Origin of the sequence: Deinococcus sp. KSM4-11, from assembly GCF_004801415.1 — a bacterium.
Lineage (GTDB): Bacteria > Deinococcota > Deinococci > Deinococcales > Deinococcaceae > Deinococcus.
On record NZ_SSNX01000003.1, the window covers coordinates 373,362 to 390,860 of the forward strand.

Sequence of the window (17,499 nt, forward strand, 5' to 3'; positions counted from 1 at the left end):
CATACTCCACGGTGGCCACACGGCATTACCGCCGCGTTACGTTCCCCTCAGTCCAGGCGGGGCAGCGGGAGACCTCCGATGACTCCGCTCCGCCTTGGTCACGGGGTGGCGCCACCGCTGGAGACGAAACTCCACTGCCCGCTGACCGCCCCGGTTACCGGCGTGATCAGGTCCCGGCTCAGACCGATCTCCTCGAGTGCGCCCCCGGCACTGACGCTGGTCGTGATCTGTGCGCCCGCGTCCACCACGCCCTTGTCACCCCACGTGACATAGACCCCCTGCTGCGAGGAGATCCCGACGGGCGTGATCGGCACGGGCACCGTCAGGGTTTCCTGAATCCCGACGAACACCGTGTACTCGTCTGAGCCGAAGGAGTGGCTGAGCGTGCTGAAGGCCCCGATCCAGCCGGGGGTGGCGGCCGTGACGCTGACACTGTCGCAGTTGATGGTGACGCTGCCCACACCGACGGTCAGGCTGGTGCTCCAGCCGCCCAGCAGGTCCTTACAGATGCTGGATCGCGGCAGCTCCAGCGGCGTGGCGACCGGTTCCTTCGAGGGCTGGATGTCGCTGTCGCCCTTCACGCAGCTGTCCTGGAACTGCTTGATGTCCAGTGCCCAGGCGGATGCCTGGCTGACGTAGCCCCAGAACAGCGCCGTGGCCTGCCACTCGGCCGACAGGGACGCGCGTTCATGCCACAGCGGGTCGCGGTAGTTGGCGGCCAGGGCGGTGTCCAGGCGGTAACTCGCCTTGAGGTACGCGCCGATGTCGGTCGCCCAGTTCAGCATCGCGCCGCGAAAGCGGTTGTGATCCGCTTCGAGCGCCGGGATGCACAGGGTGCGCAGGGTCTCCTTGTAATTCTGAGACTTGCTGGCCTGGGTCGTGAACACGTCGATCTTGCAGTTGCCCTCGCAGTGCCAGAACGCCGTCCAGATCTCGTCGGGGGCCCGGCCGGACTTCTCCATGGTGCGGCGGAGCGCGGCGAGGCGCGGCTCACGGTCACTGGTAAGGATGGCCGACCACAGCGCACTCCGGTACGACGCGGCCAGTGGCGAGGGTTCCCCCCGCGCACGGAGCAGCCGCTCGACCTCGGCCCCACGTTTGTTCAGGGCCTCCATGCGCGTGCCCAGTTCGTCGCGCAGCGCGCGGTACTGCCCTTCGAGCGCCACCATTTCGGCGGGTGTCCAGGGAATCTTGAGGTTCGGCAGGGTCGTGCTCCGGCCATGAGAGAGGTCGTAGGTCACGTGCAGCGGGCGGCGGGTCGGCGAGTCGGCCGGGCTGCCGGAGGTGCGGGTGGTGATCTCCTGGGCCAGCGCCGCCGCGCGCGGGCTCGTCGCCTGCGCGGCCGGACTGGGGGTGCGCCGCAGGCCCGCCCCGAAATGCTGTACGGCCGCCGGAGTCTTGCCCAGACACATCTCCGCCCGGGCCAGGTTCAGGCTGGCCTCCGCCAACCCGGGAGCAAGCTGCACGGCCTTCTGGAACGCGCGTTCGGCCTCGGCAGCGCGGCCCAGTTGCAACAGGGCGAAACCGCGGTTGTTCTGCCACACCGCCTCGTTGGACAGCCCCAGCGCGCCGGTGCCAGCACCCGGCTTCACAGCAGACAGCACTGCCAGCGCTTCGGCGGGCAGTTCCAGGCTCGACAGCACCCCGCCCAGATTGACGCGCACCTGAGGATCGCCGGGCTTCAGGCGCTCGGCGGCCAACAGCGCGGCCAGCGCGGCACCGGGTTTCCCCAGGGTGCTGGCGGACAGCGCGGCGAGCGTGGCTCTGGCAGGGTTTTTGGAGTCCGGGCTGGCCTCGAAGGCCCGCAGACCCGCCGCTTCATGCTGCTGCAACCAGCTGTGGGCATTCTTCAGGGCCGCCGCGAACGTGAGGGCGGGGGCAGGTACTGTGGACGCCGGCGGGGTGGTGGCGCTGGCCCGCAGGTCATCGAGCATCTTCTGGAATACGGCCCGGTTGGGATCCTTGGGATCCATTCCCGCGAGCTGCGCCTCGATGGCCTTGAGGCTGGTCTGGAGCGCGGCGACCGGAGAACTGGGACGGCACGTCCAGCTTCTGGCCGTCTGGAGGTCACCCCGGAGGGCCGCGGGTGCCGGGCGTTCGCGGGCGTCGCTGAAGGCATACATCAACGTGGGGCGGGCGGGCTGGGCGTGTGCGGCGGCGGGCAGCAGGGCCAGCAGGGCAGCCAGGACGGGCATTCGGTGGGGCATCACTTCCTCCTTGAGACCCTGGTGGGGTCGTGTGCGCCGACCGTACCGGGTCACCCGTGATACGAGGATGATTGGACCTGCTCCACTCCGGCTGACCCGCTGGCCCCGGTCGTGCGAGGGAGCACCGGGGCCCTCTGTCTCGTCAGACCCACGCTCCGGACTTCCGCGGAACGGGTCGGACAACGTAGGTCTCACAACGCAGAGGAGGCACTTCTTACTGACCTATGAACCGAGCCATATATGAGCAACCGCTCAGCTATACTGGGAGTATGACCTCCTCCCGCCCGGCAGCCCCACAACCGGAGACGGCCCATCTGACCTACTTCGTGGACGGGATGGACTGTGCCAGTTGCGTGCAGAAAGTCGAACGCATGATCGCCACCGTGCCCGGCGCCACGGAAGTGACAACCAGCTTCAACAGGCAGACCCTGAACCTGCAGCTTGACGAACATCAGACGCCCCGCGCGGTACTTGAGGGCAACCTCAAGGCCCTGGGCTATGCCCCATCTCTGCTCGGCGGCACGCCATCCGCCGCGACGCCCCAGGCCCATGACGATCACGGAGCACACGACCACGACGAGGCCAGCCACAGTCACGCCGGTCACGTCCACGAGGCCGCTCCTGCCGGTACGCCGTGGTACCGCACGGGACAGGGCAAGCTGGTCGTCACGTCCGGAGTGCTTCTGCTGGCCGCATGGCTGTTCGGGTTTGTCGAGCCGGCCCTGGCCACCTGGGGCTATATCGCCGCGACCTTGCTCGGCGTGTGGCCTCTGGCGAAGAAGGCCGTGGCCAGTGCGCGCTTTGGCGATCCCTTCAGCATCAACATGCTGGTGTCGCTGGCCGCCATTGGCGCCGTGCTGATCGGCCAGGCGGCCGAGGGTGCCGTCGTCGTGTTCTTCTTCGCGGTGGGCGAACTGCTCGAGGGCATCGCGGCGGGCCGCGCCCGGGCCGGCATCCAGGCCCTCGCCGCCCTGGCCCCCAAGACCGCGCTGCTGGTCGAGGGCAGCGGAACGCGTGAGATCCCCGCCGATTCACTCGCCGTGGGCCAGACGGTGCAGGTCAACCCCGGCGCCCGCGTCCCCGCCGACGGCACCATCTTGACCGGCACCTCCAGCCTGGACGACAGCCCCGTGACCGGGGAAAGCGTTCCGGTCGTGAAGACGGTGGGCGAGACCGTGTACGCCGGCAGCATCAACACCGACGGCGTGCTCACGCTGCGTGTCGATAAGGCGGCGGCCGACAACACCATCGCCCGGATCATCCACTTGGTCGAGGAAGCCGAGGGCAGCAAGGCCCCCACGGCGCGCTTCATCGACCGCTTCAGCCGGTACTACACGCCCGGCGTGGTGCTGGTCTCCGCGCTGGTGGCCCTGGTACCGCCCCTGCTCCTGGGCCAGCCGTGGCATCCGTGGCTGTACAAGGGCATCGCGCTGCTGCTGATCGGCTGCCCCTGTGCGCTGGTGCTCTCCGTACCCGCCGCCATCACCAGTGCCATCAGCGCGGGCACGCGGCGCGGCCTGCTGATCAAGGGCGGCGCGGCGCTGGAAACCATCGGTACCGTCAGGACGGTCGCCTTCGACAAGACCGGCACGCTGACCGCCGGCAGGCCGCGCGTGACGGATATCGTGGGCATCGGCATTGACCGCAGCGAGGTGCTGCGCCTCGCCGCCGCCGTGGAATCGGGCAGCAGCCACCCGCTGGCCCGGGCCATCACCGACGCGGCCTCCAGGGAGAAGGTCACCGTCCCCCCGGTCACGGACGCCCAGGCAATCCCCGGCAAGGCCGTCTCCGCCACGGTCGAAGGCCGCGCCCTGAGTGTGACCTCGCCCCGCCACGCGGCGACTCTGGCGCCGCTGACTCTAGACCTTCAGCTTCAGATTGCCGCGTTCGAGGAACAGGGCCGCACGGCCGTTGTGCTTGTGGGTGACTCGGTGGCGATGGGCCTGATCGCCATCCGCGACGAACCCCGTGCGGACGCGAAGGCTGCCCTGGCGCAGCTACGTGACCTAGGCGTGAACACCGTCATGCTCACCGGCGACAATGCCCGCACCGGACAGGCCATCGGCCGTGACCTGGGCCTGACCGTGCAGGCCGACCTGCTGCCCGAGGACAAGCTCGCGGTCATCGCGCAGCTCAGGGCCCAGGGTGGCGTGGCCATGGTCGGGGACGGCATCAACGACGCCCCCGCCCTGGCCCAGTCGGACGTGGGCATCGCCATGGGCGGCGGCACCGACGTGGCCCTGGAGACCGCCGACGCGGCCCTGCTGCGCGAGCGGGTGATGGGCGTGGCCGACCTGGTGCAGCTCTCGCGCGACACCATGACGAACATCAAATGGAACATCGCCTTCGCGCTGGGCCTCAAATTGATTTTTCTGATCACCACCCTGCTGGGCTACACGAACCTATGGATGGCGATCCTGGCCGATACCGGCGCGACGGCCATCGTGACCGCCAACGCCCTGCGGCTGCTGCGCTGGAAGGGGAAGGGCGACACGCAGGCCACGACAGGGCCGGCCCCCACCCTCGCCCCGAGCGGCACCTGAGCACCCGTGCCCGGCTTCAGCGACGGCAAGCCGTCTAGGGCAGCCGAAGCCGAATTCACCGCAAAGAATACCCAGGTTGATGTGGACGCACTGGACGAGACGCAGCGGCGCGCGGACGTGAATGCCGTCCAGTCCATCCGGCCTGACCCTGTCTCAGATTCAGATGGGACTGGCCATGGGGCCACGGCCAGTCTCGGTTTGGGTGTTTCGACAGTGATGCATCGACCATGCGCTCTAGCACCCCGCACTACACTGGAGTGGTGAGAACGGTTTCTCAAGACGACCTCTGTGAGGTGGCCTGCGTGCATCCGGAGGCGGTGCGCCAGGCCCGGCTGACGCTGCCGGACGCCGGATGTGTCGAGCAGGCGAGCGCCTTCCTGAAAATGGTGGCCGATCCCACGCGGCTGAAGATCCTCAGCGCGCTGCGTGTGGGGGAACTGTGCGTCTGCGACCTGTCAGGCGTCGTGGGGATCAGCGAGAGTGCCATGAGCCATCAACTCCGGCAGCTGCGCACCGGCCGGGTGGTGACGTTTCGCAAGGAAGGCCGGGTCGCGTACTACCGCCTGCTCGATCACCACGTCACGACGCTGATCGACAGTGCGCTGGAGCACGCGCGCGAATAGGCGACCACACCCGCGCCATGGCCGACCTGCTCAGGGCATTCGGAGCTGGATTGCTCTGGAACGTCGAGGAGCCGGCGGTCGATCATCGGCTGGCCTTCGCGACGGACTCTGCCATAAGCTCGGAACCAGCGACGCTGTTGAAGACGCGTTCGTGATGATCCACGCCGACGGCACCCACTGATTCCTTGCGCAGGATGACGTGGAACTCGACCCGGAGGTGGAGGGCCAGTCGGTACGCACCACATGACGCGCCCAGATGCTGGCCGGCGGCCGCAGCATCCCATCAACTACACTGCGTCCATGACCGATCAGGCCGCGACGACTGTCCTTGACCTCCTCAAGGCCCTGGCCAGCGACGTGCGGTTCGAGGTGATTCGGATTCTGGCCCACGGCGAACACTGCGTCTGCGATCTGGAGGCCATCCTGGCACTGCCGCAGTCCAAGGTGTCCTATCACCTGGCCGCCCTGAAAGACGTCGGCCTAGTGAGCAGTGAGCAGCGGGGCAAGAACAGTTACTACCGCCTGGAACGCGAGCGGCTGTATTCCGTCGGCGGCGACCTGCTCTATGCGCTGCTCACGCCTGACCCGGCCCCGACGCACCGAATCAAATCGCTCTGTTAAGGTAGCGACATGACCCGCGTCCTAATCCTGTGCACCCACAACAGCGCCCGCAGCCAGATGGCCGAGGCCCTGACCCGCAACGCGGCGCGCCGGATCGGGATTGATCTCGAGGTGTACTCCGCCGGCACCGAGGCCACCCGGGTCAAGGACGATGCGAAGACGGTCATGGCGGAACTCGGCCTGGGCCTCGACACGCACACCAGCAAGACGCTCTACGACGTGCCTGACCCCTGGAACTTCGACTATGTCATCACGGTGTGCGACAGTGCCGCTGAGGCCTGCCCGGTCTATCCCGGCAAGACTGAGCGGCTCCACTACCCCTTCACCGATCCATCCGGCGGCAGCCTCGACCGCTGGCGCGCGGTGCGCGACCAGCTCGGGATCCAGTTTGATGCGTTCGTCCAGAGCCTCAGGGACGGTCGGCCGGTACCGCCCAGCTACGACGACAGTTCCGCCGTCACCGTCGCCTGAATGGAGGCCCCTCTGTCCAGGGCACTCCTGGCCGAGCTGATCGGCACCTTCGCGCTGATCTTCTTCGGGCCAGGCGCCGCCGTGGTCGATGCCCAGACCGGGGCTCTGGGGCATGCGGGCGTTGCTCTCACCTTCGGGCTGACGGTGGCCGTGGTCATCGCGGCGCTGGCCCCGATCAGCGGCGCGCACATCAACCCGGCCGCCACCGTCGCCCTGACCCTGGCCGGTCGGTTTCCCATGGGCCGGGTCTTGCCCTACGTCGCGGCGCAGCTGGTGGGCGCCACCCTGGCGGCCTTCGTGCTGCTCGCGCTGTTCGGGATGAAGGGCACTCTGGGCGTGACGGTTCCCGCCGGAAGTGTCGGGCAGGCCTTCGTGCTGGAGCTGATCATGACCTTCGTCCTGCTCCTGGTGGCGCTCCGCAGCGGGTTGCCGTGGTCGGTGGGCGGCGTGGTGGCCCTGGAAGCCATGATGGGCGGCCCCATCACCGGAGCGAGCATGAACCCGGCGCGCTCCTTCGGCCCGGCCCTGGCGAGCGGGATCTGGACGGCGCACTGGCTGTACTGGGCCGCGCCACTCCTCGGGGCTGGACTCGCCGTTGTGGTGAACCATGTCCTCAGCCCCCGAGAGCCTATCGAGGCCGATCCACATCAGGCGCAGGAATTCGCCCCTCAAAGCCCACAGCCCTGAGCGATCTCCAACAGCTGATCGTTGACTTCCACAACTGTTGACCTTGACAACTTTATTGCGTAGGGCTACAGTTCGGATATGACCGTTGTCGAAGACAACAACCTAGTGGCCCCGCAGCAGGCCGGCCCGCTGCTGCGAACGGTGACTCGGCTGTTCACCCAACTGCAACAGCGCAACTTCGCGTGCTGCGACGTGCAGTCCGCGACCCAATGTGCGATCCTCACCACCCTGGAGCGCGAGGGCGACCAGACCCTGACCGCCCTGACCCGCACGCTGAACCTCGACAAAGCCTGGCTCAGCCGCAGCACCGACGACCTGGTGGAACAGGGTCGACTGGTCAAGGCGCCGCACCCCGGCGACCGCCGCGCCCTGCTGCTGCGCCTGACCGATGCCGGGCACCGGGCCGCCCACGAGCTCGACGCGCAGCTCAACGCCCAATCCGCCCGGGTGCTGGCCCGCCTGCCGGCAGCGGAACAGGCGGTGGCCCTGCAGATCCTCGGCAACTTGAGTGCGGCGCTCCAGTCTGAGCTGGACGGTGACGGCGGTGTCGCATGCTGATCCGCGACGCGACCCCCGCAGATCTGCCCATTGTTCTGAAGCTCCTCGCGGCCGTCCACCTGCCTACCGCCGGGGCCGAGGAACATCTCAGCTCCTTTCGCCTCGCCGAAGAGGGTGAAGTGGTCGGGCTGGCTGGCCTCGAGGTGCACGACGACGTTGGTCTGCTGCGTTCGGTGGCGGTCGCGCCGACCGCACGTGGGCAGGGGATCGCCGCTCGACTTGTCGACGAAGTCATCGAATAGGCCCGGCACCGTCACCTGAAGGCCGTCTACCTGCTCACGACGACGGCCGAGACTTATTTCCCGCGTTTCGGCTTCGCGAATGTGCCCCGCTCAGCGGCCCCGGCCGCCCTGCTCGCCTCCCGCGAGTTCCAGGGAGCCTGTCCGGCCTCCGCCTCCCTCATGCGCCTCGCCCTCAAGGAGCCCACCATGACCCAGACCATTCCCGGACTCGCCGGCCAGAGTTCGACCGCAGCGCTCCTGGACGCCCTGCGTTCACCATCACAGCGTCCCCTGGAGTTCTGGCTGCTCGGCCAACCGCTCATCGGCCCCGGCTACCACGTCACCGAGGTCAAGGCCGTAAGTATCGAGGCGATGGACTGCGGCGGGAAGGCGGCCAGCTGGCGCGAGACCGTGATCCAGTTGATGGACGGCAGCGCCCAGGAGGCCGAGGCCGGCTTCATGACGACCCGCAAGTTCCTGGCCATCTACGACCGCGTCACCCGCCGGATTCCGGTGCGGGACGAGGCGGAGGTGCGCTTCGAGTACGGCAACGCCGCTTCGCCCGCGCTGCAGTACCACGTCAGCCACGTGGACGAGCAGGCCGGGCGCACGATCGTCCACCTGCGCACACCCGGCGTGCAGTGCAAGGCCGGAGACAGCTGCGGGCAACCGGCCGCCGAGGCACAGGCTGAAGGCTGCGCGCCGGCCAGCGGGTGCTGCACGCCTCAGGCGCCCATCAGCCTGCAGTGACCTCCCCGTCTCCCCGCCAGCGTCCCCTGATCTGGACGCTGGCGTTTCTCTCCACCGCCGGCTACGGCGCGCTGTACTACGCGCAGCCGCTGCTCGCGGTCGCCACCGAGCATGTCACCGGCTGGAGCCGCGCCCAGACAGGTCTGGCCTTCACGCTGGCGCTCCTCACCAACGCGGCGCTGGCCCCGGTCGTCGGCCGTGCGGTCGACCGCTTCGGGGGCCGGGCGCTCATCAGCGGCGGCGCGGCCCTCGGCGCCGCCGCCCTGGCCGGTCTGAGCCTGCACCCCACCTACCTGGGCTTCGTGGCGTGCTGGGTGCTCGCGGGCGTGGCCATGACCCTGACCTTCTACGAGCCGGTGTTCGTGGTGGTCGCGCAGCAGTTCCAGCCGGCCGACCGTCGGCGCGCCACGCTCACGATCACACTGGTGGCCGGGCTGGCCAGCACTATCTTCGTACCGCTCACCAGCGCGGGACTTCAGGCAGGCGGGTTGACGGTGGCCCTCGGGACGCTCGCGGGCCTGCTGCTGATCACGGCCGGGCTGGGGTGGATCGTGCTGCCGCGTGCGGGCCACGATGCGGGGACACGGACGGGTATCCGACCTGGCTTTCAGCCCGACCCTGCCTTTCGGCGCCTGGTGCTGAGCTTCACCCTGGCGCGCATCGTCTCGGTGGGCACCGGCCTGCAACTCGCGCCTCTGCTGCTCGCGCGTGGGGAGGCGTCAGCGGTCGCAGCGGCACTCGCTGGCCTGATGGGTCTCGCGGCCCTGCCCGGCCGGGTGCTGTTCGCGCCGCTGCTCAATGGTCTCGGCATTCGGCGGCTGACCGCGCTCCTGTTCGTCACCTTGGGTCTCGGGCTACTCCTCCTCGCCACCCTGTCCTCCACCTGGGCCGCCGCCGTCGCGATTACACTGTTCGGGCTGGCCAACGGCGCGCTCACCCTGGCCCGCACGGAGCTGCTGCTCGCGCGCTACGACGCGAACCGCTTCGGCACAGTCAACGGATGGCTTGCCTGGCCCGTCAACCTCGCCCAGGCGCTGACGCCCTTCGCGGTGGGCCTGCTGTTCAGTTGGGGCGGGAGCTACTCCCCCTCACTGTGGGGCCTGACGGGGCTGGCGGCGCTCTCAGCTTGGGTGGTGCGCGCCGAGACGCTCGACCCAGCCGCTTGAACGATGAGCGCGCGGAACGTATCGTTCTCCCCTGGTTTCACTGCACACGCCACGGCACACAGCTCGGTCGGTGATGGTCACGAACAGGCGCCACTGCACTCGACGGGCACCGCGTGAACAGTCCGGAGGCTCGGCCTGCACGGCAGCCTCGGTGTCCTAGGCACGCAGCAGGGCGCGTCCGAACGCGGTGGCACATGGCTTCCCTGCCCAGGTACAGCCTACAGATCCCAGCTGGCCAGCATCTTCGTCTTGCCGAAGGTCTCGTCGAAACCATAGGTGCGGATGTGCACGCGGCCGTCCTTCATGACCTGCACGGTCGCCCACGCGTAGTACCGGTCGACCGGGGTGGTGCTGTCGCCGGGTTTGGCCTCGAAGGGGCTGCCGCCGGAGCCGACGATGACCTCCCACGCCTTGCCGCCCTGATCCTTGCGGGGCTGCATGGCGTGGTAGATGTGCTCATGTCCGGCGAAGGACGTCGCGCCGTACTGCTCGATCACGTCCCAGAACGCCGCCTGGTTGGCAGGATCGGTGTCGATGCCACCGGGCGCGACCTTGTCGTTGTACTTGTAGGTATAGGCGGGTTTGTGGCCGAACACGAAGAAGCGGGTCTGCCCGCGTGCCTTCGCGGCGGCGAAGTCCGCCCCCAGCCACGCCACCGGCGCGTGGCTGTCCCAGCCGACCGCGTCGGTGTTGATCACGGCGAAGTGGATGGGGCCGACATCGAAGGAGTACGTGAGCTGCTTCTGATCCGTCGTGATGGTGTCGGCGCCGCCGATGGCCGGCGTGTTCGCCGGATCGAAGTGCGTGGCGTTCAGGCTGGTCAGGGCGGCGAAACGCGTCTGGTCGAGGATCAGGTCGCCCATGTTGGCGCGCCACGCGTCCTCATTGCCGGGGCGGGCCAGCTTGAAGCCCTTGCCGGCCGCGTCGGTGCCCTTCTCCTGGGTCTCGTGGTTGCCCGGCACCGGCACCACGTAGGTGCCCTGTTCCATCAGGGTGGCGGTCATGCCGCGCCAGAAGGCGTACTGGCGGTCGAGGGTGGCCCGATCCGTGGTGTAGCCCATGATCATGTCGCCATTGAAGAAAAGGGCCTTCGAGCCCTGGGCGTTCGCCTCCGTCATGATGCGCGTCCACGCGCGGGTGTTCTGAAGCCACAGCCTGTTCTGGGCGTTCAGGCCCTCGGTGGTGGGATCTTCGCGGCTGTCGCCCACCGTACTGAAGGTCAGCAGGACGTCCGAGGACGGTTGGCCCATCGCCGGGGCGCATCCGCCCAGCACGAGTCCGAGGGCGAGCAGGGCCGCAGAGGTCAGTGTTTTCACGCGCGCAGTGTGGCGGGGGGCGGTCAGGCAACAGTCATCCCGGTCTGGCGCGGCCCGGGCGACTCACGCGCGGCGCGGCAGACGGCCCAGGACGGCGCCTACGGCGGCCCCCAGCACCGCGCCCTGCCCGGCATCCCAGCCGGTCGCCAGGCCCAGCAGCGCCCCGCCGAGCGCGCCGATCACCACACCAGACGTCAAGCGGTCTGCACGCCTGGACGTCATGATTCGGGGAAGCCGGGCACCGTCAGCCGGGGGTCACCGGCGCTGGCCTGGGCGTCGCGCCGCTTCAGCGCGCGCAGCAGGGACATGTTGTTGCTGGTCAGGCCGTCCACGCCCAGGGCCAGCAGGTGTTCAGCCACCGGCCCATGATCGACCGTCCACGCCAGCAGCAGGACGCCCAGCGCGTGCGCGGCATCGACCATCGCGCGGTTGACGGTGCGCCAGTAGACGGTCACGGCGTCCAGGGTGTGCAGGTGGCGCAGGCTGGACGCCAGGGTGCGGTAGGTCTCCGCGTCGGGCGTCAGCGAGACGGCCACGCCCGGACGCCCGGCCTTGAGGGCCAGCAGCGTGTCCACGTACCCGCCGCACACGATCACGTCCTCCACGCGCTGGGCCGTGATGAAGTCCAGCAGCGCGTCCTGAAGCGCCGGGGCCTTCAGGTCGATCAGCAGGCCGCTGACGCCGCGCACTTCCTCGGCCGCCTCATGCAGGGTGATCACGGTGCCGTCCGGCGTGGACAGGGTGCGCAGCTCCGCCAGCGTGTGATCGGCAATGGCATGGCCACCGTCGGGCGTGACGATGTGCCCGTCGTGCCACAGCAGCAACTGCCCGTCGCGGGTGAGGTGCACATCCAGCTCGACGTAGTCCGGCTGGATCTCCAGCGCGGCGCGCAGCGCCTCCAGGGTGTTCGGTCCGGCCGCCCAGGACGCCCCGCCATGCGCGGTGGTCAGGACACCGGCCGCGCGGCGTTCAATCAGGTACGGATTGGTGGTTCTCATGCGCGGATTCCGTGGGACGGCACGGCGTCGCCCAGCAGCGCACCATTCTGATACGTCAGGGCGCGGCGCACCCGGACGAAGGCCATATCCGGGGCCTCGCCCCGCGCGAGCTGCACCGTCAGGGGCACGGCGCCGACCGGGCCGGGCAGCGCCAGGCGCCCACGCACCTCGCGCACCGGGCCGAGGTCGAGCACCTGCTCCACCCGGAAGGGCGCGCCGAGGTCGCTGAAGTGCAGGTCCTCTGGCCGGACGGCGAGTTCCGCGCCCGGCGGCACGTCCAGGCCCAGGGTCGGCCCGGCGCTGCCCGGCAGGAAGTTCATGCGGCCGATGAAGTCCGCGACGAAGCGGGTGGCCGGGCGGGCATAGAGCGTGCCGGGATCGTCGAGTTGCTGGAGCACGCCGCCTTCCATCACCGCGATCCGGTCGGCGACGGCCAGCGCTTCCTCCTGGTCGTGGGTGACGAACACCGTGGTGATGCCCAGCTCGCGCTGAATGGCGCGGATCTCGTCACGCAGGCTGACGCGCAGCTTGGCGTCCAGGCTGGAGAGCGGCTCGTCGAGCAGCAGCACCTGGGGTTCCAGCACCAGCGCGCGGGCCAGGGCGACCCGCTGCTGCTGCCCCCCCGAGAGCTGCGCCGGGCTGCGCCGCTCCATCCCGGGCAGACCGACCAGGGTCAGGGCCTGATGCACCTTGTGCACCACCTGGGCGTCGGGCAGGCGGCGCAGCTTCAGGCCGAAGGCGACATTGTGAAACACGTTCATGTGCGGCCACAGCGTATAGCGCTGGAAGACCATCGCGGTGGGCCGCGTTTCCGGGCCCCGGCGCAGCATGGACTGCCCGTCGATGCGGACGTCCCCGGCATCGGGCGTGAGAAAGCCTGCCAGCAGCCGCAGGGTGGTGGTCTTGCCGCAGCCGGACGGGCCGAGCAGGCACACCAGTTCCCCGCTGGGGATGGTGAGGTTCAGATCGGCCACGGCGGGGCGGCCGGCGTAGACCTTGTGGACATGGTCGAACTCGATGGTGGACATCTCAGCCTCCCTTGAAGCCGGCGGCGAGGTAGCCGGAGAGCAGGTATCTGCGCGCGAGGAGCAGCAGCACGACCGACGGCGCGGCGAGCAGTACGCTGAACACGGCGCCGACGGGTTCCGGGTAGCTGGACACCAGCGAGTACATCTCGACCGGCAGGGTGGTGATCTCCGGCGTGCCGATGATCAGCGTGGCCTGCGCTTCGTCCAGGGAGCCCAGGAAAGTCAGGATCAGCGCCACGATGATCCCCGGCAGCGCGATGGGGAGCGTGACGCTGAAGAACACCCGCAGGGGACGGGCCCCCACGTCCCGCGCGGCTTCCTCCAGTTCACGCGGCACGGCCCCGAAGGCGGCCGCGGGAATCCAGATCATAGTCACCAGCGAGTTCACGAGCTGCACGAACACCACGCCCCAGAACGTGCCGATCAGATTCAGGCGGAAGAACAGCGCCGCGATGGCGATGTACAGGCCCAGTTTCGGGAAGGCGTTCGAGGCGAGCAGCGACACGTACAGCAGCCGCTTGAGGGGAAAGTCGAAGCGCGCGAAAGCGTAGGCGGCGGGCAGGCAGATCACCGCCGAGAGCAGGGTGACGGTCGGCGCGGTCGTGAAGCTCCAATACGCGGCCTTGCCGACATCGGCGTTCGTGAAGACCCACTGCCACCAGCGCAGCCCGAATTCCTGCGGCAGCACGCCTGGGAACAGCCACTTCTGCGTGACCGCCCACAGCAGCAGCGTCCAGATCGGGAGCAGCAGAAAGAGCCCGAAGGCCAGGATCAGGATGCGCGTCACGGCGCGCTTCAGGGCGGGAACGCCCAGGAACCAGGCGGCGCCGGCCGGCGGGGAGGCGGGCGCGGCGCCCACCTCTGTCCGGCTCATGCCCGCCCCCGGTTCTGCCGCAGGGTGGCGGCGACATACAGGTACCCGACCACCGCGCACACGGCGAAGCTGAAGACCGCCAGGGCCACGGCCACCTGCGGCTGCCGGAACGCACCGAAGTTCAGCTGCATGCTCACTCCGAGCATGGTGGGCGCGGTCGGCCCGAGCAGGTACGGCACCGTGAAACTCCCGAAGATGCCGATGAACGAGAAGGTCAGCACGATCAGGAGCGGCACGAGGTTCAGCGGCAGCACCAGCCGCGTGAGGATCGTCCAGAACGGCGCGCCCTGGTCGCGGGCCGCGTCGATCTGCTCCTCGGGAATGCCGTCCAGGCCGCTGGAGAGCATCAGCACCGCGAAGGGAATGCCGACCCAGACCTGCCCGAGCACAATGCCCCAGGGCAATCGGATCGGCGAGGTGTAGCCGAGGCCGACCTTCGAGAGCAGCGCCTCCAGCAGCCCGTTGTCGCCGTAGAAGGTCGTGATGGCGTACGCGGCGATGATGGTCGGGATGAACATCGGCAGCAGGTAGAGGGTGCGAACCAGTTCCGTGCTTCGGCCTTTGTGGAAGCGGCCGTAGAGTGCCAGGGAGTAGGCGAGTGCCGTGAGCAGCGCCGTCGCCGTGACCGTCACGAACAGCGTCAGGCGCAGGTCACGTCCAAAGGCCACATTCGAGACGAGCCTGGAGAACACCGCCAGCGTCGGATGGTCGCTGCGGATCAGGTCGAGTCCGGTCGTGTAGTTCACGTTGCCCGCGGGCACCAGCCCCAGCGAGAAGCGCAGGGCGTCCACGGCAGGCCACAGCACCAGCAGCGTCAGCACGAGCAGGGGGGGAAGCACGAAGAGAAGCCCCAGCAGGGACTTCCCGTTCATGCGTCTCAGGGGCGGGATCAGCACGTCACTTCTGGGGCTGCGGGGTGCCGGCGACGCGCTCGTACCACATGCGGGTCATGTCGGCGTTGAACTTGCTGGAGAAGCCGAAGGAGTAGTCCCCGGCCATATCGCCGAACTTCTGCTGCACGGCGGCCGGCATGTACTTGAGCTGCACGCCGGGGTAGCCGTTCATCTTGTCGGCCACGATGGCCTGCACGTCCGGCGTGAGCAGCCAGTTCAGGAAGGTGTACGCCGCGGCCTTGTTGGCGCTGTCGGCGGCCACCCCGATGTAGGCGGCGCCGCCGGAGAGCGGCGGGTCAATCTGCGTGAGCTTGATGTTCGCGGGCAGCAGGCCCTGCGCGAGGTAGCTCAGGCCCATGTCGGACCACACCGGACCCATGGTGATCGCACCCTTGCCGAGCAGTTGCAGCGTGCCCACGTTGTTCTGCGAGTACTGCCCGTTCTGGTACAGGTTCGGGGCGAGTTTTTTGAGGGTGGTGAAGCCCTGCTCCCAGTACTTTTCCATGCCCGCGTCGTAGTCGGTCTCGAAGGTGGTGGACGCGCTGGCGGGAATGCCGAGCTTCATGATGCGGGTGACCAGCGCGTTGCCGCTGCCACCGGTGTCCGGCGCGTTGTACGTGAACTGGCCGGGGTTCTTGCCGATCCAGTCGATCAGGGCTGAGAGGGTTCTGGGCGGGGTCTTGACCTTGCTGGAGTCGTAGGCCAGCACCACGGAGCTCGCGCGGTACGGCACGCCGAAGGAGCCGGCGCGGGCCAGCACGTTCGGGCTCACGCGGGCGAGCAGCGGCACCTTCTGCACGCTGAGCTTGTCGAGCAGGCCCTTGCTGGCCGCGTCCTCGACCGGGCCTTCCAGGATGTCCACGCCGCTGACCTTGCCGGCCTGCTTCGCGGCGGCCATGCGGTCGAGGGTGGACTGCGAGTTCGCACCGTGGGCGCTGAACACCAGGTTCACCTTGATGGTCGGGTTGGCCTTCTGGAACAGGGGGATCAGGTTCTTCTCCCACAGATCCTTGACGTTCACGTCGCCTTCCGAGTACAGGTTCAGCGTGGTCGGGGCTTGGGCCGAGGCGACGCCACCGATCGCGCCCAGCAGGAGGAGTCCGCACAACAGAGTGGTGTTCATGACGTCCTGACGGTAGGCCGGGCGTGTGACGGGACGGTCTGCGCGCGGTCAGGGCCATGTCAGTGCGCTGACCCGGGTGCCCTAGGCTCGTGTCATGGAACGGCACCGCTTCGCCTTCACCCTCGCCCCGGGCGACACCAAGACCCACCGTCATATCCCGGTGAACCTTCCGGAGGGCGCCGCCGCCCTGCGCGTCACGCTGTCCTTCACGCCCTGGACGCTCGGCGACCTCAAGAATCTCGTGACCCTCAGCCTCACGGGCCCGGGCGGCTTTCGGGGGGCGGGGCACCGGCACGGCAACGCGCAGGAGGTGATGGTCTCGGCGCGCGCCGCCACGCCCGGCTACCGGCCCGGTGAGATCGAGGCCGGGACGTGGACGGTCGGCGTGCATGTGCACCTGGCCCTGACTGCGCTGGACGCGGAAGTGGTGGTCGAGACGGTGCCCGCCCCGGACATCGACGCCGACGCCGAGCCGTCCATGCTGCCAAGCCTGCCGCCGCTCGCGCCCGGCGAGTGGATGATGGGCGATCTGCACTGCCACACCACCCATTCCGACGGCCGCTGGACGGCCCGAGAGCTGGCGGCGGCGGCCCTGACGCGCGGCCTGCGCTTCCTGGCTCTGACCGACCACAACACCACCAGCGGACGCGCCGAACTGGCGCGGCACTTCCCCGGCGTGCTGCTGCCCGGCCTGGAACTCACGACGTACTACGGACACGGCGTCATCATCGGCCGTCCGGAATACGCCGACTGGACGGCCATGACCCAGCAGGTGGGCATGCGCGCCCTGTCCGACGCCCTGCAGACAGAGGCTGGCGCATACCTGACCATTGCCCATCCTTTCGCGCCCGGCGATCCCTTCTGCACCGGCTGCACCTGGACGTACTTCGACCTGCGACCCGGCGACGCCACGCACCTGGAGGTCTGGAACGGGCAGCGGTCTGCGCATCACAACGCCCTGGCGCTCGAGCACTGGTACGGCCTGCTGCACGCCGGACGGCACGTGACCGCCACGGCCGGTACCGACAACCACGGCCCCGCGTACCGGCCGGATCACGGCCTGACCTGCACGCCCGCCACCGACGACCCCGCCCGGCTGGCCGCGCAACTGGCCGCCGGCACGACCTACCTGTCGACGGACGCCGCGCTGAGGCCCTCGTTCAGGGCGGGGGAGCACGCCGTGGAACTGGGCTCATCCTTTCCGGGCGGCGCGCTCGACGTGCGGCTGGAATGGCTCCGTCCCGTCGAGGGCACGCTGGTCTGGGTGATCGACGGTCGGCGTGAGGAGCAGCCGCTGAGCGGCCAGGAGCCCGTGGAACGCACGCTGGACGTCCGCCGCTGGCTGAACCTGGAGCTTCGTCTGCCCGACGGCAGCCTGCAGACGCTCACCAACCCGGTGTACGCGCTTCCATAAGTCCGG

At 68.9% G+C, this 17,499-nt stretch carries 18 protein-coding genes; 10 read left to right on the forward strand and 8 right to left on the reverse strand.

What is annotated here, in order from left to right; all coding sequences use genetic code 11:
• Nucleotides 1-98 precede the first annotated feature (98 nt).
• Nucleotides 99-2,207, reverse strand: a complete 2,109-nt coding sequence (locus E7T09_RS11690; RefSeq protein ID WP_136389351.1) for a tetratricopeptide repeat protein — start codon at nucleotides 2,205-2,207, stop codon at nucleotides 99-101.
• Nucleotides 2,208-2,476: 269 nt separating this feature from the next.
• Here E7T09_RS11690 and E7T09_RS11695 point away from each other — a divergent pair, with 269 nt between their 5' ends.
• The 9 genes from E7T09_RS11695 to E7T09_RS11735 all read left to right on the forward strand — a co-directional run bounded on the left by E7T09_RS11695 (nucleotide 2,477) and on the right by E7T09_RS11735 (nucleotide 9,847).
• On the forward strand, nucleotides 2,477-4,750 hold the full coding sequence (locus E7T09_RS11695; protein ID WP_136389352.1) for a heavy metal translocating P-type ATPase: 2,274 nt from the start codon (nucleotides 2,477-2,479) through the stop codon (nucleotides 4,748-4,750).
• A 227-nt stretch (nucleotides 4,751-4,977) separates the two neighbouring features.
• The gene (locus tag E7T09_RS11700; protein WP_136389353.1) at nucleotides 4,978-5,373 is read left to right on the forward strand and encodes a helix-turn-helix transcriptional regulator; all 396 of its coding nucleotides are present in this window, start codon (nucleotides 4,978-4,980) and stop codon (nucleotides 5,371-5,373) included.
• Between the two features lie 300 nt (nucleotides 5,374-5,673).
• Complete coding sequence (locus E7T09_RS11705) at nucleotides 5,674-5,994, forward strand: helix-turn-helix transcriptional regulator (protein WP_136389354.1); 321 nt, start codon at nucleotides 5,674-5,676, stop codon at nucleotides 5,992-5,994.
• Between the two features lie 9 nt (nucleotides 5,995-6,003).
• Nucleotides 6,004-6,465, forward strand: coding sequence for an arsenate reductase ArsC (locus E7T09_RS11710; protein ID WP_136389355.1), 462 nt, complete (start codon nucleotides 6,004-6,006; stop codon nucleotides 6,463-6,465).
• Nucleotides 6,466-7,152 (forward strand): MIP/aquaporin family protein, encoded by a 687-nt coding sequence (locus E7T09_RS11715; protein WP_136389356.1) that lies wholly within the window; start codon nucleotides 6,466-6,468, stop codon nucleotides 7,150-7,152.
• Between the two features lie 78 nt (nucleotides 7,153-7,230).
• Nucleotides 7,231-7,710: a MarR family winged helix-turn-helix transcriptional regulator gene (locus E7T09_RS11720; protein ID WP_136389357.1), complete on the forward strand. Its 480-nt coding sequence runs from the start codon at nucleotides 7,231-7,233 to the stop codon at nucleotides 7,708-7,710.
• Nucleotides 7,704-7,952, forward strand: a complete 249-nt coding sequence (locus tag E7T09_RS11725; RefSeq protein ID WP_136389358.1) for a GNAT family N-acetyltransferase — start codon at nucleotides 7,704-7,706, stop codon at nucleotides 7,950-7,952. Before E7T09_RS11720 ends, E7T09_RS11725 begins: the two co-directional genes overlap by 7 nt.
• 186 nt (nucleotides 7,953-8,138) lie before the next feature.
• Nucleotides 8,139-8,681, forward strand: a complete 543-nt coding sequence (locus E7T09_RS11730; RefSeq protein ID WP_205747000.1) for a DUF6428 family protein — start codon at nucleotides 8,139-8,141, stop codon at nucleotides 8,679-8,681.
• Nucleotides 8,678-9,847, forward strand: coding sequence for an MFS transporter (locus E7T09_RS11735; protein ID WP_136389359.1), 1,170 nt, complete (start codon nucleotides 8,678-8,680; stop codon nucleotides 9,845-9,847). The genes E7T09_RS11730 and E7T09_RS11735 overlap by 4 nt, the downstream gene beginning before the upstream one ends.
• Nucleotides 9,848-10,065: 218 nt before the next feature.
• Here E7T09_RS11735 and E7T09_RS11740 read toward each other — a convergent pair whose 3' ends face one another.
• The 7 genes from E7T09_RS11740 to E7T09_RS11770 all read right to left on the reverse strand — a co-directional run bounded on the left by E7T09_RS11740 (nucleotide 10,066) and on the right by E7T09_RS11770 (nucleotide 16,079).
• The gene (locus tag E7T09_RS11740; RefSeq protein ID WP_136389360.1) at nucleotides 10,066-11,163 is read right to left on the reverse strand and encodes a metallophosphoesterase; all 1,098 of its coding nucleotides are present in this window, start codon (nucleotides 11,161-11,163) and stop codon (nucleotides 10,066-10,068) included.
• 63 nt (nucleotides 11,164-11,226) lie between these two features.
• Nucleotides 11,227-11,361 (reverse strand): YMGG-like glycine zipper-containing protein, encoded by a 135-nt coding sequence (locus tag E7T09_RS11745; RefSeq protein WP_205747001.1) that lies wholly within the window; start codon nucleotides 11,359-11,361, stop codon nucleotides 11,227-11,229.
• Nucleotides 11,362-11,381: 20 nt separating this feature from the next.
• Nucleotides 11,382-12,161, reverse strand: a complete 780-nt coding sequence (locus E7T09_RS11750) for a glycerophosphodiester phosphodiesterase (RefSeq protein WP_136389362.1) — start codon at nucleotides 12,159-12,161, stop codon at nucleotides 11,382-11,384.
• Nucleotides 12,158-13,189, reverse strand: a complete 1,032-nt coding sequence (locus E7T09_RS11755) for an ABC transporter ATP-binding protein (protein WP_136389363.1) — start codon at nucleotides 13,187-13,189, stop codon at nucleotides 12,158-12,160. The genes E7T09_RS11750 and E7T09_RS11755 overlap by 4 nt, the downstream gene beginning before the upstream one ends.
• A gap of 1 nt (nucleotide 13,190) precedes the next feature.
• Nucleotides 13,191-14,063: an ABC transporter permease gene (locus tag E7T09_RS11760; RefSeq protein WP_136389364.1), complete on the reverse strand. Its 873-nt coding sequence runs from the start codon at nucleotides 14,061-14,063 to the stop codon at nucleotides 13,191-13,193.
• Nucleotides 14,060-14,935, reverse strand: a complete 876-nt coding sequence (locus tag E7T09_RS11765; protein WP_136389365.1) for an ABC transporter permease — start codon at nucleotides 14,933-14,935, stop codon at nucleotides 14,060-14,062. The genes E7T09_RS11760 and E7T09_RS11765 overlap by 4 nt, the downstream gene beginning before the upstream one ends.
• A gap of 25 nt (nucleotides 14,936-14,960) precedes the next feature.
• Nucleotides 14,961-16,079, reverse strand: coding sequence for an extracellular solute-binding protein (locus tag E7T09_RS11770; RefSeq protein ID WP_136389366.1), 1,119 nt, complete (start codon nucleotides 16,077-16,079; stop codon nucleotides 14,961-14,963).
• Between the two features lie 94 nt (nucleotides 16,080-16,173).
• Here E7T09_RS11770 and E7T09_RS11775 point away from each other — a divergent pair, with 94 nt between their 5' ends.
• The gene (locus E7T09_RS11775; RefSeq protein WP_136389367.1) at nucleotides 16,174-17,493 is read left to right on the forward strand and encodes a CehA/McbA family metallohydrolase; all 1,320 of its coding nucleotides are present in this window, start codon (nucleotides 16,174-16,176) and stop codon (nucleotides 17,491-17,493) included.
• Nucleotides 17,494-17,499 lie beyond the last annotated feature (6 nt).